This window comes from Planktothricoides raciborskii GIHE-MW2, from assembly GCF_040564635.1.
Lineage (GTDB): Bacteria > Cyanobacteriota > Cyanobacteriia > Cyanobacteriales > Laspinemataceae > Planktothricoides > Planktothricoides raciborskii.
Genome location: NZ_CP159837.1, coordinates 708546 through 732157, shown reverse-complemented (window position 1 = coordinate 732157; position 23612 = coordinate 708546). Strand labels below are relative to the sequence as shown.

22 protein-coding genes and 1 tRNA gene are annotated in these 23612 nt (G+C 44.8%); 14 read left to right on the top strand and 9 right to left on the bottom strand.

What is annotated here, in order from left to right; genetic code table 11:
* Positions 1-114 precede the first annotated feature (114 nt).
* Both ABWT76_RS02915 and ABWT76_RS02910 read right to left on the bottom strand, forming a co-directional pair.
* Entirely contained in the window at positions 115-684 is a 570-nt protein-coding gene (locus ABWT76_RS02915; protein WP_156331915.1) for a DUF4157 domain-containing protein, read from the bottom strand.
* Between the two features lie 384 nt (positions 685-1068).
* Positions 1069-2124: a DUF4214 domain-containing protein gene (locus tag ABWT76_RS02910; RefSeq protein ID WP_156331914.1), complete on the bottom strand. Its 1056-nt coding sequence runs from the start codon at positions 2122-2124 to the stop codon at positions 1069-1071.
* A gap of 805 nt (positions 2125-2929) precedes the next feature.
* Here ABWT76_RS02910 and ABWT76_RS02905 point away from each other — a divergent pair.
* From ABWT76_RS02905 to ABWT76_RS02870, 7 genes are all read left to right on the top strand, one after another.
* Entirely contained in the window at positions 2930-4093 is a 1164-nt protein-coding gene (locus ABWT76_RS02905) for a GuaB3 family IMP dehydrogenase-related protein (protein WP_054468380.1), read from the top strand.
* A 153-nt stretch (positions 4094-4246) separates the two neighbouring features.
* Positions 4247-4615, top strand: a complete 369-nt coding sequence (locus tag ABWT76_RS02900; protein ID WP_054468377.1) for a hypothetical protein — start codon at positions 4247-4249, stop codon at positions 4613-4615.
* A gap of 34 nt (positions 4616-4649) precedes the next feature.
* A complete protein-coding gene (locus tag ABWT76_RS02895; RefSeq protein ID WP_072160856.1) occupies positions 4650-4955 on the top strand; it encodes a zinc ribbon domain-containing protein in 306 nt (101 codons plus the stop codon).
* An 857-nt stretch (positions 4956-5812) separates the two neighbouring features.
* Positions 5813-6136, top strand: coding sequence for a thioredoxin (gene trxA, locus ABWT76_RS02890; RefSeq protein WP_054468375.1), 324 nt, complete (start codon positions 5813-5815; stop codon positions 6134-6136).
* 302 nt (positions 6137-6438) lie between these two features.
* Positions 6439-7509 carry an LOG family protein gene (locus ABWT76_RS02885; RefSeq protein WP_054468419.1) on the top strand — a complete coding sequence of 357 codons (1071 nt, stop codon included), beginning with the start codon at positions 6439-6441 and terminating at the stop codon, positions 7507-7509.
* Between the two features lie 229 nt (positions 7510-7738).
* Positions 7739-8074, top strand: coding sequence for a photosystem II reaction center protein Psb28 (gene psb28, locus ABWT76_RS02875; protein ID WP_054468371.1), 336 nt, complete (start codon positions 7739-7741; stop codon positions 8072-8074).
* 54 nt (positions 8075-8128) lie between these two features.
* A complete protein-coding gene (locus ABWT76_RS02870) occupies positions 8129-8635 on the top strand; it encodes a molybdenum cofactor biosynthesis protein B (RefSeq protein WP_054468369.1) in 507 nt (168 codons plus the stop codon).
* 82 nt (positions 8636-8717) lie between these two features.
* On the opposite strand, the gene ABWT76_RS02865 is transcribed toward ABWT76_RS02870, so the two are convergent.
* Positions 8718-9632, bottom strand: coding sequence for a PhzF family phenazine biosynthesis protein (locus ABWT76_RS02865; protein ID WP_190878635.1), 915 nt, complete (start codon positions 9630-9632; stop codon positions 8718-8720).
* A 180-nt stretch (positions 9633-9812) separates the two neighbouring features.
* On the opposite strand from ABWT76_RS02865, the gene ABWT76_RS02860 reads away from it, so the two are divergent.
* Complete coding sequence (locus tag ABWT76_RS02860; protein WP_082348958.1) at positions 9813-11054, top strand: septal ring lytic transglycosylase RlpA family protein; 1242 nt, start codon at positions 9813-9815, stop codon at positions 11052-11054.
* Between the two features lie 29 nt (positions 11055-11083).
* On the opposite strand, the gene trpE is transcribed toward ABWT76_RS02860, so the two are convergent.
* The 5 genes from trpE to ABWT76_RS02835 form a co-directional block, all read right to left on the bottom strand.
* The gene (gene trpE, locus ABWT76_RS02855; protein WP_190878637.1) at positions 11084-12631 is read right to left on the bottom strand and encodes an anthranilate synthase component I; all 1548 of its coding nucleotides are present in this window, start codon (positions 12629-12631) and stop codon (positions 11084-11086) included.
* Between the two features lie 230 nt (positions 12632-12861).
* Complete coding sequence (locus tag ABWT76_RS02850) at positions 12862-13290, bottom strand: photosystem I reaction center subunit II PsaD (protein ID WP_054468360.1); 429 nt, start codon at positions 13288-13290, stop codon at positions 12862-12864.
* A 354-nt stretch (positions 13291-13644) separates the two neighbouring features.
* On the bottom strand, positions 13645-14958 hold the full coding sequence (locus tag ABWT76_RS02845) for a TldD/PmbA family protein (protein ID WP_054468358.1): 1314 nt from the start codon (positions 14956-14958) through the stop codon (positions 13645-13647).
* A 196-nt stretch (positions 14959-15154) separates the two neighbouring features.
* Positions 15155-16033 (bottom strand): Tab2/Atab2 family RNA-binding protein, encoded by an 879-nt coding sequence (locus ABWT76_RS02840; protein WP_054468355.1) that lies wholly within the window; start codon positions 16031-16033, stop codon positions 15155-15157.
* Positions 16034-16262: 229 nt separating this feature from the next.
* A tRNA-Leu gene (locus ABWT76_RS02835) sits at positions 16263-16344 on the bottom strand.
* 198 nt (positions 16345-16542) lie between these two features.
* Here ABWT76_RS02835 and accC point away from each other — a divergent pair.
* Positions 16543-17892 carry an acetyl-CoA carboxylase biotin carboxylase subunit gene (gene accC, locus ABWT76_RS02830; RefSeq protein ID WP_054468352.1) on the top strand — a complete coding sequence of 450 codons (1350 nt, stop codon included), beginning with the start codon at positions 16543-16545 and terminating at the stop codon, positions 17890-17892.
* A gap of 515 nt (positions 17893-18407) precedes the next feature.
* Here accC and ABWT76_RS02825 read toward each other — a convergent pair.
* Complete coding sequence (locus ABWT76_RS02825; RefSeq protein WP_054468350.1) at positions 18408-18692, bottom strand: YggT family protein; 285 nt, start codon at positions 18690-18692, stop codon at positions 18408-18410.
* 362 nt (positions 18693-19054) lie between these two features.
* Between ABWT76_RS02825 and psbX the strand changes: the two genes are divergently transcribed.
* The 5 genes from psbX (at position 19055) to ABWT76_RS02800 (ending at position 23574) form a co-directional block, all read left to right on the top strand.
* Positions 19055-19177 (top strand): photosystem II reaction center X protein, encoded by a 123-nt coding sequence (gene psbX, locus ABWT76_RS02820; RefSeq protein ID WP_054468348.1) that lies wholly within the window; start codon positions 19055-19057, stop codon positions 19175-19177.
* A 201-nt stretch (positions 19178-19378) separates the two neighbouring features.
* Positions 19379-20203: a Ycf66 family protein gene (locus ABWT76_RS02815; protein ID WP_054468346.1), complete on the top strand. Its 825-nt coding sequence runs from the start codon at positions 19379-19381 to the stop codon at positions 20201-20203.
* Positions 20204-20582: 379 nt separating this feature from the next.
* Entirely contained in the window at positions 20583-21134 is a 552-nt protein-coding gene (locus tag ABWT76_RS02810) for a hypothetical protein (protein WP_313890619.1), read from the top strand.
* A gap of 74 nt (positions 21135-21208) precedes the next feature.
* Positions 21209-21742: a TolB family protein gene (locus tag ABWT76_RS02805; protein WP_054468344.1), complete on the top strand. Its 534-nt coding sequence runs from the start codon at positions 21209-21211 to the stop codon at positions 21740-21742.
* 425 nt (positions 21743-22167) lie between these two features.
* Positions 22168-23574, top strand: a complete 1407-nt coding sequence (locus ABWT76_RS02800) for a trypsin-like peptidase domain-containing protein (RefSeq protein ID WP_354635608.1) — start codon at positions 22168-22170, stop codon at positions 23572-23574.
* Positions 23575-23612 lie beyond the last annotated feature (38 nt).

Here is a 23612-nt window from a genome sequence, read left to right as displayed (position 1 = left end):
TTTAGCGAGGAAGATTCCGGCCAGCGTTTTGCTAGGAAAATATAACTATTTTTTCTAATAAAATAGCTTATCGGTATAATTTGATCCCAGCTATTATTTTTGTTGATCCATAAATTAATCTTCATTTTCTAAAGCAATATCAGAAGATTTTTTTGCTTTTCTATTTCGGCTTCTAGTTCCGTTTACTCTCACTTCGTTGGCCAACCAACTGGCAAAAAACTTTTCAAATTTAAACGCCTCTTGCTCAAATATATTTTGGTTATATTTCTCGTCAGCTTTTTTATATTGCAAAAAATAATGATAACCAAACTTACTGAGACTGCCTAGCTCTTCATATTGCTTACAATGATACAGTTCGTGGGCTAACAAAACGATTTGCTGTAAATCACCAGGGCGATAAATATCCCGAATATAGATGCGATGACCATAAACTTGAGCATTAGATCTGCCGACATTAATTTGAAAACTAGCCGCCACCCAATCTTCCATCAGCAAAGCACTGTAGACCACCATGACCCGATCCACTAAATCACCAAAATGTGGTCGTAAGTATTCCTTTTGAATCTCATCTAAGCTTTGCGGTTTAGAATTATTACCGATCATCAACCGATCGCCAGCAGGATAAGCGATCGCCCCAACATTACCCCACGCTTTTTCTGTCAGTTCTTGTGAAAATATTTCCAAATATTTCTTAGCAAAATTGAAAGCGTATTCTCGATATTTTGATGAAACTAGCGGACTGAAATAGACCGAAAAACCTAAACCGAAAAGAGTCAAACTAAGAAATACTCTCCAAAATTTAATATAACAGGAGATTTGCATAACCGATTCACCGATCAAATTTATCCGAACAATTTTATTAAATGTAAAATTTAAACCGGTTTTTTTTACTTTTTTAAAATCTTGATTTAAACACCATCAATAAATTAAAAATACTCTAAATATTCAATTGTATATTGTATTTAGAGTATTTTTAATGAGAAACATCAAATTACGATATGTTTTAAATTCACGAATATCGCCACAATAATATCATAGCGATATCGGATTTTTTTTTACAGGAAAATCTTAGCCGCCTCGCCGTCTTCTCGCTTCATCACTGTTGGCAATATCGCGACGGACTTTATCGAGACTCCAGTCTTCAGAAAGCTTTCTTTGATAGGTTCTTAACCCTCTGCTATCAGCATTTCGTCCCAATATTTCTCGATAAATTCGATTAATTGCCTGTTCCGCTTCATCACTTTCGGCAATATCCTCCCGAATATCTTGAATATTCCAATCATCGGCTAACCGATCTTGGTAAGTTCTCATCCCCCCGCGATCTGGATCTCGTTCGAGAACTTCTTGGTAAATTTCCTCGATCGCCTCCTCTCCGGCATCACTATAAGCAATCTCTTCACGCACATCGTCCCAATCACAGCGATCCCGCTCAATGCAATTCACATAATCCCGCAGGTCACGGCGAGAAATTCTGGCATTATTACCTAGCATTTGCCGATACAGTCTTCGTACTTGTTCCTCGATTTGCTGGCGTTCTCTTGACTGTGCTTGGAGGACTTGTCCATCATTATATTCATAATCACGATATTCATCATCACGATAGCGATCGCCATGGCGCTGGCTAATGCTGCGATTATCTCTGGAAGATGAACCAATGGGACGACGACTATATTCATCCTCAGAGCGACCTTGATAGCGATTATCTACTGGGTTAGTATGAGCAATGTGAGCGCGAACATCATCCCAAGTGCAAACATTTTGCTCGATACAATTGACATAAGCTGCCAAGTGGCGACTCGATAGACTGGCATTGGGCCCAACCATTTGCCGATGGAGTAAAATCACCTGTTCAGAGATCCGTTGGCGATCGCGCTCTAGTGCTTGTGCTTCTGCTTGTGCTTGAGTTTGCGCTTGTGCTTGTAAAAGCGACTGATCTGCTTGGAGAAAATTGGCGAACTGCTGAGGATTTTCATACCCAGTCAACCCTTGAGCCTTTGGCGTCAATAGCACTGACCCACTAAAGGCGATCGCCATTGTAGAACTTAGACTTAAAAACTTTAATAAGTTTAAAGCTTTCATACTCCCTCCCATGCCCATAAAGAAAAAATAAAATTGTTTAGTCAAAATCAGTAAACTTGACAAATCTGAATCAATCTATATCAATCTATTTTACTAAACTTTACTGAGTAACTTACAAATTTCAGCCTCGTCGGATGAGCCACCCTATTTTATTAGGGAAAACCCAGCACGAAGAATCGCCAAGGTAATATTCATCATGGCATCAAATCCGCCAAAAAATATTGCATCCAATGCTCTATGACCTGATTGATTCGTGAGTTGTTCCTCCGAGCAAACTAACCGAAAGGATTACTATTTGAGGATTGATAGGGATTAAACTTCACTGATTCTGTGTTCAATTTACCCGACTCCCTTAAATCAATTGTCAGCCAATAGGCAAGTTTGACGATTGACTGCCCAGAGTGGGTGACAAGCCTGGTAGAAAATCCATATTCTTCATCGATGAAATCCTTTGCGAAGCAGGAATTTTCTGGGGCTCGGACTCAGAGGCGAAGTCTCATGCCCCTTTCTGGTCTACCCTTGACAGTTGCCCAACTGGTTCAAGCGCCGGAATGGATCATCGGCATTCATCTTGTCAACATTGTCAACAAATTGTCAACAAACCTGGATTTCACAAAAGCTTAACCCATTTAACAGGGATTCAACAGGGAAACCCATGCCAATTCTGTCACGATTTAGCCAAAATTCCTCTAGAACAATATTAGAGGAAAGTCTTGTGTTTGCCAAACTCGAAAGCCGCTCCAGGATCCCCCTCAACCGGACTTTTATCCCCTAAATACGAAATTTGTACTTTTGAACACTCCAAAATTTGCTAATGTAACTTAAATAGTCTTGGGAATAAATAAAAGAAGTGGATATTTTAATCGGGCGGGGTAAAACGGCTCGCCGCGCTTACGGAATTGATGAAATTGCCCTAGTTCCTGGAACCAGAACCATTGATCCGAGTTTGCCAGATACTTCTTGGGCGATCGGTGGCATTGAGCGAGAAATTCCCATCATCGCCAGTGCAATGGATGGTGTGGTGGACGTAAAGATGGCAGTCTTGTTATCTAAACTCGGAGGCCTTGGAGTTCTCAACCTCGAAGGGATCCAAACTCGTTATGACGATCCAGAACCTGTACTCGATCGCATTGCCTCCGTCGGCAAAGAAGAATTTGTCTCTCTGATGCAGCAACTGTATGCCGAGCCGATTAAACCAGCGTTAATTGAAAAGCGGATTTCGCAAATCAAAAGCCAAGGGGGAATTGCGGCGGTCAGTGCCACTCCTGCCGGTGCATCTCAATTTGGCTCCGTAGTCGCCAAAGCCGGTGCTGACTTATTTTTTATTCAAGCAACCGTGGTTTCTACGGATCACTTGTCTCCAGAGTCAGTCACCCCATTAAACCTAGAAAAATTCTGTGCCGAAATGCCAGTGCCAGTTATTTTAGGCAATTGTGTCACTTATGAAGTCACTCTTAAATTAATGAAAGCTGGAGCGGCAGCGATTTTAGTGGGAATTGGCCCTGGGGCAGCTTGTACCTCTCGTGGGGTCTTAGGTGTCGGCGTCCCCCAAGCCACGGCAGTGGCTGACTGTGCCGCCGCCCGGGAAGAATTTTATCGGGAAACAGGTAAATATGTGCCTGTGATTGCCGATGGTGGCTTAATTACCGGCGGTGACATCTGTAAATGTATTGCGTGTGGCGCAGATGGTGTGATGATTGGTTCTCCTTTTGCCAGAGCCAAAGAAGCTCCCGGACGCGGTTATCACTGGGGCATGGCCACTCCTAGCCCCGTATTACCTCGCGGGACTCGCATTCGCGTCGGCAGCACCGGCACCTTGGAGCAAATTTTGCGTGGACCGGCACAACTTGACGATGGCACTCATAACCTCCTAGGGGCATTAAAAACCAGCATGGGAACTTTAGGCGCCAAGAACCTGAAAGAAATGCAAGAGGTGGAAGTGGTGATCGCACCGTCGTTACTCACGGAAGGCAAGGTGTATCAAAAAGCCCAACAACTGGGAATGGGTAAGTAGTTTGACTGGTGAGATGCCTTTCGGCAAGCCAGACGCAACGGTGGCGTTGCCCGCTTTCAGTCTTGTCGAGCCAAGTCACAAACAATTCAGTTTAAAGTCGGAACTTGGTATCCAAGAACGACCAAGGGTTTAACTTTTAAGGCATCTCAACCAATGCCAACAGAGTGTATTTACGGCACTGAACTGGTTGATCAGAGAGGAAAATGGCTGGCTTGTATTCCGGTGCGGGTTACAGAAACTAGCTCATTAAACACCGGAGTCATGGCATTAGACCCGGGCAATCGGGCTTTTTTGACGGGATATGACGGGGACGGCATTTTAGAGGTGGGACGGGGAGACATCGGACGCATCAATCGCTTGTGTTCGCACCTAGACCATCTCTTGAGTCGCGCTGCCCTATCCAAATCTAAACGTAAGCTATATCTGATGATAAAAGCTGCTAACCTGCTCAGGGAGCGGATTTCTGGCTTAGTTAAAGACTTACACCCCCTTGGTGGCATCCTTTTTGGTGAGGAATTATAAAACCATCTTTTTGCCGACCTATCAGGTTTCTGAGATGGTGATTAAGTCAGGGCGCAAAATCAACCGCAAGTCGGTGAGAAATATGCTGACATGGAGTCATTCCAGATTTGCAGCAGCTTTGAGCGCGATGGCTGAACGGAATGGTGTTTTGGGGATTCGGTGTAACGAGTCCTACACATCCAAAACCTGCACCAATTGCGGTCGTATTCACAACCGACTCGGTGGCGCCAAGATTTTTCAATGTCCCAATTGCGGGTTCCGACTTCCACGAGATGTCAACGGCGAAAAGCAACATTATGTTGCGAGCTTTGCCCGCTACAGCCTTCACCGTTATTGGTGATGCTGTACCTACCCTAAATGCTCAGGAGTGAGCGCTTTAGGAAGGTTAAATGTTGCACTCCTTAAAGAAGCCTGGTTTTGTGTCAAATCTGAAAATTTTAACTGATTTAGTACGCATTAAACCGATCTATTGATTACAATAGAGAATAGCGGAGACGCATGTTTCCGTTCACTCCTCACACCACACTCCGCCCGAACCTTGTTCGGGCGGTTCCTTTTTGGCATGATCTATCCCCTCCTATATACTATGGATCGTCTGCTGTTTCAGGATCTTCCCTTGTCTGATCCCGCTGACAACATTTCAGGATGTCACTCGTCTAAGAATTGTCTAAGAATTAACGATCATTTAATATCTGTCGCTGTAACCCCTTGGTGGTCATGTGACACAACGCTTCTGAACCCCTTGAATGTATTGAAAGGCTTTAATGATTTAATGCCAAAGACGGCTTAAAGAAAACCTCGCCAATTTTTCATGTTTAATGTTTAATGGCCAAATCCACTTGTAGGTTCACTCCGTGAGCTTGAGTGGATGGTAGAATTACCTGTAGTCCCTGACAAGCTCACGCCGTAAACTTAGGTTGGTTGACTTGCCGTTTGGCGGAAAGAGTGCTGTAATCAAAAAAAATAGCCCGGTTTTTCATCTGAGTAACCGCTTTCCGCTGCCCAAGGAAGTAATTCCTGTTTGACTTTTTGTCTAATTTGGTAAAGTCAACCGTTTGGCGAGGGTCTTTTGCCCGTAGATCAGAAGGGTCAATAAAGCGCTGATTGATCTCGGCTCTTTTGCGGCCTTCACACTAAAACGCGGCAGTCGGGGATACATTAATCTCAGAAAAACTATTGAGAAAAGGATTCGCAACAATGTCAGCAGCAGCCCCTGTTACAGATGCTACTTTTAAGCAAGAAGTTCTTGACAGTGAAATTCCCGTACTCGTTGATTTTTGGGCACCGTGGTGCGGTCCGTGCCGGATGGTGGCGCCTGTGGTGGATGAAATAGCCACACAGTACGCCGGTCAGCTAAAAGTGGTCAAATTGAACACCGATGAAAATCCCAATGTGGCGAGTCAGTATGGAATCCGCAGTATTCCTACCCTGATGATCTTCAAAGGAGGTCAACGGGTTGATATGGTTGTGGGCGCAGTGCCAAAAACCACCTTGGCAAATACTTTAGAAAAATATCTCTAGTGCTTGTCTGCCCCAGCCAAAACAAGCTGAACGCTTTGGATCGTCTTTGGGTCGGGTTGGGTCAGGTATGGGTTGAATTAACAAAACCCCTACCTGACCCAATCCGGGATGTTGCTCCCTTTGGCGTCGATGAGTTTCAGCTTGCTCCGCAAGGAAAAACCCGTCCGGGCAGACCCTGGTGCGGGGTTTCTTTTTTTGAAAAAAACTTCTTAGCTAAACAGCGGCAATGTTAATGTTCTCTAATGTTCTCTTTAGAATTGCCAACTCAATTTGCCGACTGTCCTCCCGCTGCCAACCCTCTTATGGCTTCTTTTAATTCTTCTTCCTCTTTTTCTCTTGATGCACAGGTTGATCAGTTGTTAGAGCAACTCCCTGACTTGCCGTATCAGAAATGGATTTCTCGATCGCTGGCGACGATTTTGGCTCTGGTCGCTGAAGGTGACAAGATTTCACGTTTGGACTGGAAAATTCTCAGTGCTGCGTTGCAAGATATGCAGCAAGGCTTTGAGGTGTTTCAGCCTTATCGCCATGTCAGAAAAGTGACCATTTTTGGTTCAGCCCGATTAGCCGCAGATAGTCCAGAATATCGGATGGCCTTTGAGTTTGCCCGTAAAGTCACGGAATTGGGCTTTATGGTGATGACCGGCGCCGGTGGCGGGATTATGCAAGCGGGAAATGAAGGGGCTGGAACTCACTGTTCTTTTGGTCTGAATATTCAGTTGCCCCATGAACAAAGCGCCAATCCGTTTATTGCCGAAAATGAGAAACTGATTAATTTTAAGTATTTTTTCACTCGTAAGTTATTTTTTCTCAAGGAAAGTGATGCGATCGCGCTGTTTCCCGGTGGCTTTGGCACCCTGGATGAGGCGTTTGAAACCTTGACCCTGACCCAAAATGGTCGCTTTGGCCCTGCCCCTCTGGTGCTGATCGATCCACCCGGAGGACACTACTGGCAAGACTGGCAAGCCTATATTACGAAGAACTTAGCCCAAAGGGGTTTGATTAGCCCTGACGATTCGAGTCTCTACACGATTACCGATAATGTGGATGAAGCTTGTCAGGTGATCGCCAACTTTTATCAGGTTTATCACTCCAGTCGTTATGTAGACGAGCAGTTTGTGTTGCGGCTCAAATGTGAACTGTCCGATGCTACGGTGGCAGAACTTAATGCGGATTTTAGCGATATTTTGCTGAGTGGAGCAATTACTAAAAGTGCCGCATTGCCCGCCGAACAAGGAGATGAGACGGAAAAGCTGCCCCGTTTGGTATTGCATTTTAACCGGCGGGATTTTGGTCGCTTATATCAGCTAATTCACCGGATTAATCAATTTGGCCTGATCGCCTCTGAGTCCTTGCATCCAGAGCAAAGGTAGTGCTTTTTTCCCCAGGAGAGTTTTTATATTCTGCAAATAACAGATAACAGATAAAACATTATAACAGTCTAAGAACCAACAACCAACAACCAAGAACCAACAACCAACAACCAACAACCAACAACCAACAACCAACAACCAACAACCAAGAACAACCGATCAGATTTGTATCGGGTTCTAATTAATGCGAGAATAAAAATCATTAATCGTTTACAAAAGTTAACAGCTTATGGCGACAATTCAATTTTCCAGGGGAGTTGACGAAGAAGTGGTGCCAGATGTGCGTTTGACTCGCTCTCGCAGTGGCAACAATAGCACCGCTACCTTTTTTTTCGATCGCCCCAAGGCTTTGGATAAAGATAATCTGAATGAAATTACGGGGATGTATCTGGTGGATGAAGAAGGGGAAATTACTTGCCGAGATGTGAAGGCGAAATTCGTCAATGGTGAACCAGTCGGCATTGAAGCCCTTCATATTATGAAATCTGCGGCAGAGTGGGATCGGTTTATGCGGTTTATGGAACGCTACGCCGAGGATCATGGATTAGGCTTGAATAAGTCATAGTTTTTTTTGGTAAAATTACTCATCCGTAATCGCGATCGCCACCGTTTTAAATCAATGTCAAAAGTTCCTCATCCCGACTCAGACCCCATCACTGTGAAATGTGCGGTGATTACCGTCAGTGATACGCGCACCGTAGAAACCGATCGCAGTGGTCAGCTAATTCAGCAGTTGCTCGGCGATGCCGGTCATCGGGTTAACGCTTACCAAATTCTGCCAGATGAACCAGATCAGATTCAAGGTAAACTTATACAGTGGTGCCAGCGTCCGGATTTAGATGCATTGATTTTTAATGGTGGCACCGGAATTGCTCCCAGGGATACAACTTACGATGTGATCGCCTCTCTGTTAGAAAAAACCCTACCCGGTTTTGGAGAGGTGTTTCGCTGGTTAAGTTATCAAGAAATTGGCTCACGGGCGATCGCTTCACGGGCGATCGCCGGAGTCTATCAATCTAAATTAATTTTTTCCCTTCCCGGTTCTTCAGGGGCAGTCAAACTGGCGATGGCATCCCTGATTTTGCCAGAATTAGTTCACCTGGTGACGCAAATAAATATCAAGTGAACCATCCATAATTCAGGGGCGATCGCAGCCATTGTTTTAAAACTTCATCCATCATAATAATTAGAGAATAATTAGAGAATAATTAGAGAAATTCTCCTTTCGCCACCAATTGCACCGAACCGCCCACAAACACAGCAATTTCCCCGTTTGCTTGCGGGTATGCTTGCAAAAATAGCAGAGACGGGCGATCGATTTCATATCCCTGCTCTACCCGCACATCAATATTATCTTCCCCAAAATAGCGATACTTCACCAAATACCCCGCCAAACAGCCATTCGCACTACCCGTGGCTGGATCTTCCGGTACTCCCAAATAATCCCCAAACATCCGTCCACTTAAATGATTTTGCGGATGATTGGTTTCCGGGCAAAAGATGAAAATACATTTCGCGTCTGTCGTTTCAATTAATTTAAAATATTTATCTCTATTGACTTTTGCGCGTTTTAATGCTTGGTGATTTTTCAACGGCACAATGATAAATGGAATTCCCGTAGACACTTCTTGGCAAGGAAAGCGATAGTGTTCCGCACCGCTACCGCGAACGTCAATTTCAGAACCCTCTAAATTCAATACTTCTGCCAAAGCCCCAGGGTCGATGACTTGTCCAAATTTCGGCGGCTTTTGTTGCATTTGTAAGCAACTCACTTGGCCATCTTGATAGGCAAATGTCACAGTAATTTGACCAACTAGCAGATTTAAATTCACCTGAGCCACCGGAGCCTTAATTAATTCGCGTTGAATAATATAAGCCGTTCCCAAAGTCGGATGTCCGGCAAAGGTAACCTCTTGGGCAGGGGTAAAAATGCGAACATTATATCCCCCATTGATCGCCTCGTGATGGGTGATAAACGTGGTTTCTGAATAATTAATTTCCTTGGTTATTCGTTGCATTATTTCCGGGGAAATTTGACCAGCGCGGGGGAATACAGCCAGTTGATTGCCGCTATATTTAGTCTCCGCAAATACATCAACGATAAAAAATTCTAATGAATTCATAGAGCCTCAAAAATTATGATGAGTATAATTAAGTTTGTGCTTGGGATCAATGGGTTGACTCATTTTTTAGTCGCTTCCACTTTGATCCCCACACATTTGATTATTTTGGCATCAGCGTGTAATCTATTACGAATTTCTTAGTCTGCCTATGGGTAGACAGTCATCGTTCATTCTTTCATTATGGAATATCTAGGAATTGTTTGGCTCACTTCTTGGTTACTTGATTTTTTCTCATCGAGTAACCCTGTATTAATGGCGGCTGAATCGGGGCATAACTCTTATGCGGCTAATGTTTTATTAGTTGCATATAATTCGGATCATAATTCGGCTCATAATTCGGCTCAGAAACGGGGACAGTCCCATAAGCAGCGCCGAAAATCATCCGGTCAAATGTCCAGCGATTTGCAGTTGCATGAGGGTTTGATTAAGCCATTGTTGCAATCTTTCCTCTCAAAAAAATCAAGCAAAAGCCAAGTTTGTCAACGACCTGACCCGATTAAAACCAAAACCCAATTCTCATCATTTTTGCCCATATGGTTGACGGACACCCAGGCGGCGAATTCCGGGCAACTAATTTCTCACAACCGTGACTCGGACAATCCGACTCAAACCATGTTGCAATGGATGGATGAAATTTTGCCCATCCCCGGAACTACCCCTGCCAAAGCGACAGCGACAGCGACCCTGGTGCAGGTGGTGCGATCATATCCCACCAGCCCCAACTATCAATTCATGGATTCTCTGGATTCTTTTTATGAAATTTGGGTTGGTGGATGTTTAGTTGGCAAACTGCCTGACCCAATTTCTGCCCATGTACTTGGCTTACAACTTCAACAATTGTTGCAAGATCCTAATTTTGATCCACAGCAGATCGAGGCCACGATAGTCCATAACCAACCAGCAATTCAAGTTGGTTCAGAGGTGTTATTGATTGTCTCGGAAACCTTGGCGGAACAATTAAACGATCGCCCAAAACAGTTAGCTTTGAATTGGATTAATAATCTCCGTCAAGCCCTGGCTGCTCCACCCTTGACCTTGGCTAATTCCCAATCTCAGATGTACGGGTTACAGGAAAGTAAAGAAATTCTCACGGGTTTAGCATCTTGGTATGGGCCTTATTTCCACGGTCGTTTGACGGCGAATGGAGAAACTTACAACCAGTATGACTTAACGGCGGCTCATCCTTCGTTGCCGTTTGATACCTATTTAAAGGTGACAAACTTAGATAATGGTAAGTCAGTGATTGTGCGGATTAACGATCGCGGCCCATACATTCCGCCCCGCACATTGGATTTGTCCCTGGGAGCCGCCCAGGAGTTGGGCAGCGAACACACTGGGGTAATTCCTTATAAAGCAGTGATTATGAAACCCGCCATCGCGCAGCGAGACCAAAAAGCCCGTCAGGAAGTGACGAGACTTTAGCCTCAGAATCCGCATCAGAATCAGTTAAGTTAACGAACTAGACAGCGAATCGCTTCAAGTAACCCTCTGGCTTTATTGAGGGTTTCTTCGTATTCTTTCTCTGGGTCAGAGTCCGCAACTAAACCAGCCCCCGCTTGCACCGATACGGTGAGTTTGCCTTGGTCGTTTGCCCGGACGACCATCGTTCTAATGGCGATCGCCGTATTCAGTTGACCCTCAAAATCGTAATAGCCATAAACCCCAGAATAAGGACCCCGACGACAAGGTTCTAACTCATTGATAATTTCCATGGCTCGAATTTTGGGGGCGCCGCTGACGGTTCCCGCTGGAAAACAGGCTTTGAGTAAATCCCATGCGGTTTTACTCTCTTCAAGCTGTCCGACTACGTTACTCACAATATGCATGACATGAGAATAACGCTCAATCACCATTAATTCATCAACTTTCACCGACCCTTTCACGCAGACTCGTCCCAGGTCATTGCGCCCCAAGTCTACTAACATGACGTGCTCGGCAATTTCCTTGGGGTCTTGGAGTAAGTCTTCCGCTAATGCCGCATCTTCCTGGGGAGTTTGCCCCCGTGGTCGGGTGCCCGCGATCGGACGCAGGGAAGCTATTTTACCTTTGCCCGGTGCATTTTCGGCTTTTACCATCACTTCCGGGGATGAGCCAATAATTTGCCAATCTTTGAAGTGAAAATATCCCATGTACGGGGAAGGATTAATTAAGCGCAAAGAACGATAGAGGGCAAACGGATCGCCGCTGAATTCCGTTGATAGCCGCTGGGAAATTACTACTTGGAAAATATCCCCTGCTTTGATGTAGTCTTTGGCTTTTAGGACATTTTGACAGAATTGCTCTTTGGAGATATTGCTGGTATAGAGATAGTCCGCTTCCCCTGGGGAAGACGGATTTCCCTGACTCCGGGGGGGTTTCCACTCTAGCACCGTGTCCTCCGTAGAGAGGGGCATTTGCAATTTATTGACCAGAGTTTTCACCCGATCGCACGCTTGTTGATAAGCTTCCTGGAGGGATACCGCTGGATCCCGTAAATCCGCGAAGGCGATCGCCCAAATTTTCCGCTTCACTTGGTCAAAAATCAACAAATTATCTACCTGCATCCACAACCCATCAGGTAAATCATTCTCTTGGGCTGGATCAACCGGGACTCTGGGTTCCATCCACCGAATCAGTTCATATCCCCAAAAGCCAAACAAACCACCAACTCCAGGGGGTAACTGGGGTAACTTCACAGGGGCGATCGATTTCAGGCAGTCAGTCAGCACCACAAACGGATCCCCGGAAAAGATTTCCTCCTTACCACCCCGATAAGTTTTCGTCGTTTGATTGCCTTTGGCGGATAAAATCCACAAAGGATCGCAACCTAAAAAACTATAGCGGCCAATTTTTTCGCCACCTTCGACGGATTCCAACAGAAAGCTGTAGGGCTGACCGGCACAAACCTTATACCAAGCAGAAACTGGGGTATCCAAATCTGCCACCCACTCTTGATACACCGGCACAAAATTACCTTGTGTGGCTAGATGAGAGAATTCGGAAAATTCAGGAAAAATCATAATTTGACAGGTAACGGAGAATATTAGTTATTAGTTATTAGCTATTATTTGTTATTTATTATTTATTATTTATTATTTATTATTTATTATTTATTATTTATTATTTATTAGTTATTAGTTATTGACGGCATAACGACGGCATAACAATAAGGAAGGTAGCACAACTGTGCTACCTTCCCACGGTTTATGACAAAGGATTTGTCAGTAGAACTAGGCGATCGGCCAAACAACTAGGCGTCGTAAGGATTTTTGCCGCTGAACTTCAGTGTGGCAGGTTCGGGATTGTTGCCAATCTTGCGATCGATCTTACCTACATAGGGACGACCTTCGTTCACTTTTTCGGGGAACACGCCATCCTTGGGATGGAGATACTCGGTTTCTCCACTGGGATAAATCCGATAGATTTTGTAATCCTCGATTTTGGGCTTGAATTTGGTACGCAATTGAGTACCCAAAGCCAAAGCGTGCTCTTTACGGGCGACATAAAGAAGGTTTTCCCCTTCATTCATAATTGCCGCGCCGCCTGTGGGCATTTCAAACACTTGTTCTTTTTTGCTAGTCCAAGTGATTGCATATTTTTCTTCACGGGTTGCTTTGCTCAACAAGCCGCCGGTGCTGCCACCGAACTTTGGAGGTTGTCCTGTCAGGGTTTCTGCCATAGATGGTTCTCGCTTGCCAAAAATTTTTACGCAATTTTCATCGAATGTTATCACCGAGCGTTACCGAGTCTCCCTACTTTGTCAAGAACTGTTACACTTCTTTAAGTAATTGGCCGAATAGACTAAGTAATATTACTAAATTGCCCGAAAATTCCTCAAAACAATTAAGAATTGTTAATTATTTTGATTATTTATTCGTTATTGGTGATTAGTTATTTAGGGTAAATAACTAATCACCAATAACGAATAAAGAAGCTTGCCCCAGCCATGCAATCATCAGTAACCAATCATCAAAAAATAAAAAATCGGGGCGAGAAAGCTTTCTCGCCCCTACTGGCGCTCCTACCAATAACTTTATAGTTGCCGCCCGGTGACTGATAAACCGCCGACAATTAATGAAGGGGTGTAACAAGACCCATTCCATTCCGCGTCAGCACCCAGTTGCATCAATTGCTTTAAAGCGGTGTAGACATTTCCTGCTACCATTGTGTCTTTGACTCGGCCAATGATTTGGCCTTTTTTCACCCGATAGCCTAAGTCCACATTGATAGAAAAATCCCCAGAAATACCTGCACCACCGCCGAGGATTTGATCCACAATGATGCCATCTTCAAGTTCGGCGATTAAATCCATGAAAGAGCGATCGCCTGGTTTCACTAACCAATTAAATAGACCGGGGGTGGGATAACTGCCCAACCCAGGGCGAAACCCATTGCCCGTAGTCTGTTGACCCAGTAGTCTGCCCGTGGTGCGATCGCAATAAAAATTTTGCAATACCCCATCTTGAATAAACACAAGATGCTGAGTTGGCGTGCCCTCATCATCAAAAGGACAACTAAATGGGCCGATATCCGGTTCTTGGGAAATGGTAATTGCCTCGTGAGTCACCTGGGTGCCCTTGTATTCACTCCAGGGAGAGGAACCCTCGAGCACTCGTTTGCCATTTAACGCCGCGTGCAACGTCCCCCACAACATATCTGCCGCTTTAGAGGTAAATAAAATCGGCACCCGTCCGCTACAAGGTTCGACATTCTCTTGTGCCCAGTCTAAGCGTTGGATAATCTGATTGGCGATCGCCTGGGGATCTAAATCACCCCGTGTGGAAATACCATCGCTGGCGGTTAAAAAATCATCGCCGCGCACCCAGTCCACAGACATAGCAAAGTGGAGGGTTGTATCTTGGTGACGAACATCTAAACCGAGAGAGTTAATTAAACGAGTGCTTTCTAATTCACAGTCACAATCAACGGTACAGAGGACATCGGGGTAAACTTCTCGGACTCGCAGGATCGCCTCTTTCCCCCAACTGAGTAACTGTTCCACCAGCACCGCTTTACCATCATCCGCATAAGCGATCGTGGTTCCCTGAGTCAGTTCAATAGTTTCCGGTTGATTCAGTTCACTCAGACTCAAAGCCCGATCCACTAACACTTGTGGGTTGACTGGGCCATAAGCCACCGCAATACCCGGACGACTATTGCGCCAAACTCGTAAGGCTGTCCCTTCTGACTCAGAACTTTGCAATTCTTTCAGCCGGTTGGCCTCGAAAAACACCGGGCTACAGTGCGATCGAGACTGTAAAACCTCGGCGGCTTCAGCCCCCGACCGTTGCGCCAGTTCTAGTAAAGCGATCGCCAGTTCTTCCGAATGTAAACTACCAGACCCCATGACTTCTCCTATTTCCTTGGGAGTACCAAACCACTTATAAAACCGATGATTAATTAATCACGAATCGCCACGCTTTATGTAGAGATAGTAGAGGGAGGGTGCGTTTGGCAGGCCAAACAAATTTATTTACAAATTTATTTACAAATTTATTTATGAACTATCAACAAAATTCACCAGCCTGCCGTAACGCACCAAATTAAGGCAGTTTAATTTGCTTTAACAGCCAAAATCCCGCAAAAGATGCCGACTCTGGATTAGATTGAACCGCCAGAAAATGCACTTGCTGGGCTTTTTCCTTAGCCGCCAAAAATCCCTGGGCTTCCGACAGAGTTTGAGCATTGACAATATTCGCTAAAATCCAGCGATCGCACCCTCCAGTTTCCAGGAATAATCGGGCTGGTCGTTCTTGCTGTATGGACAAAAAGGCCAAATCTAAGCCAGACATCCACGCAGCCAAAGCCGTCGCCCGTGAAGAAAAAATAATCACTCCCGGAATGCGACTTTCAGGGGTCAACTCCGGCACCAAACTTTTTTCCCCTAAAATTGGGAAAACCTCCCCAAACCCAATATCCCATTCATTTAAATCGGCGAAATCACTTACCGCCAAACTCACAAAAGCCCATTTTTCGCCCAACAAAGCATCCGGTAGCAGAGATGCCGGGGCTGACTCCATTCGCACCGATGCCGTCGGTGCTGCCGCTTGGTAATTTGGATCTTGAGGATAAACTTGTGCCATGCGTTCTTCCAGCCACCCTTGCAGCGCGATCGTCCGGCGAGACGGCACCGCATCAATGCCCAAATCTTGACAAGACTTGGTAATCATATTTTTCATCTGCTGCCGGAAAAAGCGAATCGCTGTGGGTGGAATCGGAGCAGCCGCGATCGCCTCTGCGATCGCCCCTTGCAGCCAAATCGAATTCACCTCGGTACTCGGACAAAACTTACTAAACCGAAATAAAGGAGCATCTTGTGAAATCACCACCGGAGTTTCACACAAAAGCACTTCCCAGACTTTCTTACCGTTCTCATCTAAAATCGGTCGAGAATAAAAATCTAATTCCCAAATTTTTGGCATTTTCCCCTTGCCCAAATTACCTACTGCCAATGGCACATCCTATCATCTTTCGGCAATTAATTTTATTAAATATCTGTTATCTGTCATCTCTTATTAAAGAACATTTCCCATCGCCATAGAATCCCATCGCCATACAAATCGAACATGAAAAAATTCCCCCTACGTCCAACCAGATCAAATACACAGAAAAAAAATCCCTAAAGCCTTATGTATAAAGCTTTAGGGATTATGCGGATAGCGAGACTCGAACTCGCAAGGGTCTCCCCACACGCCCCTCAAGCGTGCGTGTCTACCAGTTCCACCATATCCGCATGGCTTAACTAATATATCACATTCACTCAAGACAACGCAAGACTTTTTCTGAAAAAAATCTGAAAAAAATATTAGTTATCCGTAAACGCCTTCCCTGCCCCTCCACTCCCCCGCACCATCCGCACCATCCGCTCCCCCGCTCCCCTGCCATGATACGATAATCAGTTTGACATTATGAGCGAGGGGACAGTGAATAAATGAAATTTGACAAAATTCTTATCGCCAATCGAGGGGAAATCGCGCTTCGTATTCTTCGCAGTTGTGAGGAAATGGGAATTGCTACGGTTGCTGTTCATTCCACTATTGACCGTCAAGCGCTCCATGTTCAATTGGCGGATGAAGCGGTTTGTATCGGTGAAGCACCCAGTAGTAAAAGTTATCTCAATATTCCCAATATTATTGCCGCCGCCTTAACCCATAACGCCTCGGCGATTCACCCGGGCTATGGCTTTTTAGCGGAAAATGCTCGGTTTGCGGAAATTTGCGCGGATCACCAAATTGCCTTTATTGGCCCTACTCCTGAAGCAATTCTGGCAATGGGGGATAAATCCACGGCAAAGAAAACCATGCAAAAAGCCGGAGTTCCCACAGTTCCCGGTAGTCAGGGATTGCTGACGGATATGGCCGAAGCCGAAGAACTCGCGAGAGAAATTGGTTATCCTGTGATGCTGAAAGCCACCGCTGGGGGGGGTGGTCGGGGGATGCGTTTGGTCAAGTCTGCCGATGAACTCGGTAAGTTATTTGCCGCTGCCCAAGGGGAAGCCCAAGCCGCTTTTGGTAATCCTGGGCTTTATATGGAAAAATTTATCGATCGCCCTCGTCATATTGAATTTCAAATCCTCGCTGACAACTACGGCAATGTCATACACCTGGGTGAACGGGACTGTTCCATTCAACGCCGACATCAAAAACTCTTAGAAGAATCCCCTAGTCCAGCGTTAACGCCAAAATTACGGCAAAAAATGGGTCGGGCGGCGGTATTAGCAGCCAAATCCATTGGTTATACCGGCGCCGGTACGGTGGAATTTCTCTTAGATAGTTCCGGTCATTTTTATTTCATGGAAATGAATACTCGGATTCAAGTAGAACACCCGGTTACAGAAGTAATTTCTGGATTTGATTTAATTGCCGAGCAAATTCGCGTTGCCCAAGGGGAAAAATTACAAGTCACCCAAGACCAAGTAAACCTGACAGGTCATGCGATCGAATGTCGGATTAACGCCGAAGATCCCGATCGCAACTTCCGCCCTCATCCCGGAAGAATCACCGGCTTTTTACCACCGGGAGGGCCAGGAGTCCGTTGGGATTCTCACGTTTACACCGACTATGAAATCCCCCCTTATTATGACTCTTTAATTGCTAAACTAATTGTCTGGGGTCCCGATCGCCCTGCGGCAATTAAACGGATGAAACGCGCCTTAAGAGAATGCGCCATCACGGGATTACCCACAACCATTACATTTCATCAAAAAATCCTCGAAGAGCCAGATTTCTTAGCTGGGGAAGTTTACACCAACTTTGTGGAAAACATGATGAATAAGAGTTAACATCTTGGCAGAAAAAGCATCACAATCAATAAAAAGGATCTTATAATAAATCTAAAACCCTTTTTATTGATTTTTTTTACAATAAATAATTTTATTTTCATTGCCATCCATGTTTTTGCAGGCCACAATGTAAGGTTTATAACGCCAATAGATTAAAATATTTCAATATTTTTCCCAAATATTGTCATTTTAATAACCAATAAATAATAAATTAATTTATTATTTATTGATTTATTTATTTATTTATTATTTATTATGTTATGTAGAGGCAATTCGCGAATTGCCTCTACAGTTTTTTCGAGCCTTGATTAATTCACAAAACCGCTGTAATGTAATTTTTTAGCATATATTTATTTTAGGTTATATCTATCAAGATTATCAGAAATATATCTGGTTAAATTTTTATCATAAATTACGCCACCGCCAATATTGGCTAATCAAACTATACCTAGGAGTTGGTGGGCATTGCCCACCAACTCCTAGGTATAGTTAATGGGTAATTCTTATTAATGCATTTAATGCATCATCGTAATCAGCCCTTGTTGACCAACCAGCATTTCTCGTAACAAGCTAAAAATTCCCACCCAAATCACTGGACTAATATCCACACCGCCTAAAGGGGGAATAATTTTTCTAGTTGGCGCTAAAAAAGGTTCCGTTGGCCAAGCCACCAAACTAAAAGGAAACTGATTTAAATCAATTTGAGGATACCAAGTTAACACAATCCGAAAAATAAATAATAGAGTCATCAGGGCGAATAAAATTCCCAGGATTAAGCCAGTTATTGTTACAGGTGTCATCGTTTTTTTCCGCAGCTTTTAAGTTTTGTTAAAAATAATATTACCAAAATCAGGCTTTGATTAATATGATTTATTTTTTATTACTTATTAATTACTTGTTATTGGTTATTTGGGAGCAAGCGATCCGGAGGGATGGGGAGCCGCCAATCGAGTCGCCCATCGAGCACGGGGGCTTTGTCTCCTCAGCACCAGAAGCTCCTCCGCTCCCCCGCCGAATTTAAAAATAACAGATAACAGATAAAAAATAACATAAAATATATGATTTTAATCCAGGCGTAAGTCCTGTACGATAAACTTCTCAACAGAGCAACATTCAACTAAAATTGAAAAAAATCAATCGTTCTCTTAAGGAATCAATAACTATGACACCTTCATTGGCCAATTTTTTCTGGAGTCTGCTTTGGGGTACTGTGATTGTGGTAATCCCCGCAACCATTGCCTTAATCTTCCTCAGCCAAAAAGATAAAATTGAGCGCCGGTTTTAAATCGGGCAAAACCTTTAGAAGCCTCAGCTAGATTCTTTGGGAAGCGCCATTATGCTCTATTGCCCAAAGCCTCCTAGTCTGAGGTTTTCTCGATTTTTCCGTAAACCTGATGCAATTGTCAGCATCAGGCTAGGGATTTATGAAAGGATTTCTGATTTGAACTGGCACTCGCTAACATAGGACAAGTAAAGGAGAAAAACAATGGTAAATTTTAGTCTTAACTTAGCGAGTATTGTGGGCATTGCCCTGGCGATCGGCGGGGTAGGGCTGTACGCCGTCAGGTCTTGGCGCCCAGAACTCTCGCGAGATTACGATCTGTTTTTTGCGGCGGTGGCTTTACTCTGTGGCGGGATTTTGTTCTTTTACGGATGGCGCTTCGATCCGATTATGCAGTTCGGGCAAATTCTGCTCGGTGGATCGGCGATTTTCTTTGCTTTTGAAAATATTCGTTTACGGGGGGTGACGACTGCCCAAGCTAGACGACAAGCGCCAATCGTTGATGAACGCCGTCCGGTGAGCGATGTTTACCGAGTCGATGCGGAATTGGATCAAATTGAACCCTACGATGCTGAGTTGGCGATTACTCGGCGTCGCATCCGAGGGACCCAAGAGTCTCGTCCGTCTCGAAGTTCATATTATGAAGATGATCTACCTAGACGATCTTCAAGCCGCCCTAGCAGCAGTAGACGCCCTAGTGGTGACTACGATCGCCCGACTAACTCGGATCGTCAGCCCCGCCGTCGGCCTCCATCAGATCCTTCTATGAATCCGAGAACTGAGCAATGGCAAGCTTCTGTGGAAACCGATGACGCTTCCTATTATTCCCGTCGCGCTTCTACTACTGCCAGTCCCAGACCAGAAGATCCGTCGAGACGCCGAAAGCCTAGTCCTGCGGAAGAACCCCCAACGAATCGGCGGGATTTTGAAGATGATCTCGATCCGACCCCCACGGATTATGTGGATTATCAGCCCATCGATCCACAACGGGATGATGAGGATGATAATGCTGGACAGTTTGATACGTAACTAGGCGATCGCCTAAATAGGTTTGGGTTAAGAAACTTGGGGAAAAAACCGGAAAAAGTCATCAGCCAATGATAATTTTGCCAACGATAATTTTGCCAACTATGTTTATCTTTTGAGCATTTGGTTGGTATGGGCTGCAAAAATTATGGTGATAAGTGCGCTCGAAATTAACGAAAAATTTCCCCAGTTTCTATTTTTACCATCATATTGAAATCATCTTCAAATCATCTTGAAATTATCAAGCAAAATTGAGCCAAAATTGACCACAGGTTAATTAATCAAGGGCTTAAAGTTTATATCAATTGAAGTTACAAACCAATAAGCCGATGTCGTTCGGTTCTATTATTGATAGTCTAACCTGAACGTGAAAAAATTTCGTGTGATCCAGAAAATCCGGTATTGGCTGACTGTCAGCTTCACGGTAAGTCTCGCGGCGTTGATGGGTGGCTGTACTTCTACTACTGTGCCGATTGACCCAACTTCTTTAAATAGTCGGGCGACAGAACAACATCCGGCTTTGAGTGCGGATGGTCGTTTTTTAGCGTTTGTTTCTAATCGCAGTGGGAGTCATAATGTTTGGTTGTATGATTTACAACAGCGACAATTTGTAGAGTTGCCCGGTTTAAATCAACCAGAGGCGATCGCTTCTCGGCCTAGTGTTAGTAATACCGCCCGTTATATTAGTTATCTCACCAATGACCAAGGGAGACCGGCGATCGTGGTTTACGATCGCTTAATTCGGCAATCTAGAATTATTTACGAAGCCTACCAAGGCAGTATCCGCAACCCTCGGATTAGTCCCGATGGTCGCTATATTGTGTTTGAAAATGGGTTACGCGGTCAGTGGGATATTGGGGTAATTGACCGAGGCCCAAACATAGAATTAGATTTACTCGATGGTGTACCCCTTGCCCCATCTTTGACCCCATAACCTTGTTATTTGTTATTTGTTATTTGTTGTTGGTTCGCCCCTGCCCCTGAAGCACCTGAAGCCCCTTGGACGCCATGAAAATCGCCAAAGTCCTTAAATTCCTTCTTCCCCCCGCGATCGCGACGATTTTAAGTAGTTGCACTATTTATCCCCGGATGCTTAGTTTTCCCTTTGATACTGGAGGACGGGGGTTAAATTCGCAGTTTGATGAACTTAGCCCTCAAGTTGCTGGACGTTATATTGTATTTGCCTCTGACCGATTAGGACGCCAAGATATTTATCTGTTTGATGGGTTAAGTCGGCGTTTGATTGATTTGCCCGGGTTAAATAGTTTGGATGCGATCGCCTCAGACCCAGGGATTTCTCAAGACGGACGTTATATTGTGTTTACTCGCATTCAACAAGACAACACCGACATTTATTTGTACGATCGAGAAACTCGTCAATTGAGAAATCTTACTGCTAACCTCCCTGCCCAAGTTCGTCATCCTACCATTAGTGCCGATGGCAGTACCATTGCCTTTGAATCCAGTGCCAATGGCCAATGGGATATTTTAGTCTACGACCAATCCGGCAAACCTTTAAATGTGCCAATGGATCCTCGGTGAGCGGCTGGTGGTGGTGAGGCCGCGATCGGGTGGCCGCCATCGGCAGAGGTGCAGAGGTGCAGAGGTGCAGAGGTGGCCGCCATCGGCGGAGGGGCGGAGGTGGCCGCCATCGGCGGAGGAGGCCGCCATCGGCGGGGGGAGGAGGCCGCCATCGGCGGGGGGAGGAGGCCGCCATCGGCGGAGAGGCGGAGGAGCAGAGGGGCGAATTAATAACCAACAAACAACAAACAACCAACAACCAACAACTAAAGAATCCCTACCCAACAACCAACAACCAAAGAATCCCTACCCAACAAACAAAGAATCCCTACCCAACAAACAACAAATAGCCAATAACAAATAACAAATAACGAACAACAAACAAGTATGGAACGACAGATTCGTGCTGATCGTCGGCAAAATTAAACACTTTTCATCATTTAGTTATGACTTCCCATTCTCAGATTTTACGTTTCACAACATCTGTAATGTTAGCGGCAGCAATTACAACAGGTGCGATCCCCTTGACGGATCCGTTTCGCCTCCTGCCTGCTCATGCTCAAAATGGTGATGAAGACACAAACATACAGGTTTATGAAAAAGCCAGTCCGGCGGTGGTTTCTATTTCCGTCAGTGGATCGCGAGGCAGTGGTACTATTATTACCCCAGATGGCTTGGTATTAACCAATGCTCACGTTATTGCCAGTGCTAGAACTAATGTTGTCACTGTGGTGATGGCCGATCGCCAACGGTTTAGAGCGGACATTATTGCCGTCGCTGACCATGGCTTAGACCTAGCGGTGCTGAAAATTCGCGATCAAAATAATCTGCCTACAATTCCTATTGCCAGTCCCAATTCAGTGAGAGTGGGACAACGAGCATTTGCGATCGGCAATCCCTTCGGTCTTCAGGGAACCTTTACCATCGGAATTATTAGCCGAATTGATCCACAAAGAGGTTTAATTCAAACCGACGCCGCAATTAATCCGGGCAACTCTGGCGGGCCATTACTTAATTCTCGCGGTGAATTAATTGGCGTAAATACGGCTATTTTTACCACCAGAGAAAATACAGGGAATATTGGCATTGGCTTTGCCATTTCTACTGACCGGATTCAACCTTTTTTAACCGCCGTGCGAGAGGGAACTGCCCCGGCAATTACCCAGCGTCGGCCACAGCGACGGAATTTGAGACCGGCGGAAACCTTAGTCCTCAATCAGTCACCGATTGAAAGAAGCCTGAGCCAAGATGCGAATGTTTTACCAGTCGATAGTAGCTTTTTTGATATTTATACATTTGAAGGCAAAGCGGGTCAAGAAGTAATTCTGGAAATGAGTAGTAATGAGATTGATAGCTATTTAATCTTACTCGATACCACCGGACAAGAACTGGCTCAAGACGATGATGGAGGGCAGAACCGCAATGCCAAAATACGGGTGACATTACCGGAAAATGGAACTTATACTTTACTGGCAAATTCGGCTCAAGGGCAAGAATTTGGCACATACCGTTTATCAGCGAACACCATTGGCAACCAGTGGATTTTGCGAGTAGAAGAAGAACTCACAGTGGGTGATGCGGTTATCCCTTCTGATGGCAGTTTATATGATGATTATCAATTTGAAGGTCGTGCCGGTCAAACAATCACGATTAACATGGATAGTGATGATTTTGATACTTATTTGGTCTTAATCGGTCCCGACGGTCGAGCCCTAGAAGAAAATGACGATAGAAATTCTCAAACCACCAATTCTACGATTCTGATTACTTTACCCACCACTGGCAAATATCGAATTTTAGCCAATACGGTAAATAATCGGGGACGGGGACGCTATACCTTGACCGTACAATAGATGATTACTGGATTAAATTGCTTGAAACAATTCTCAGT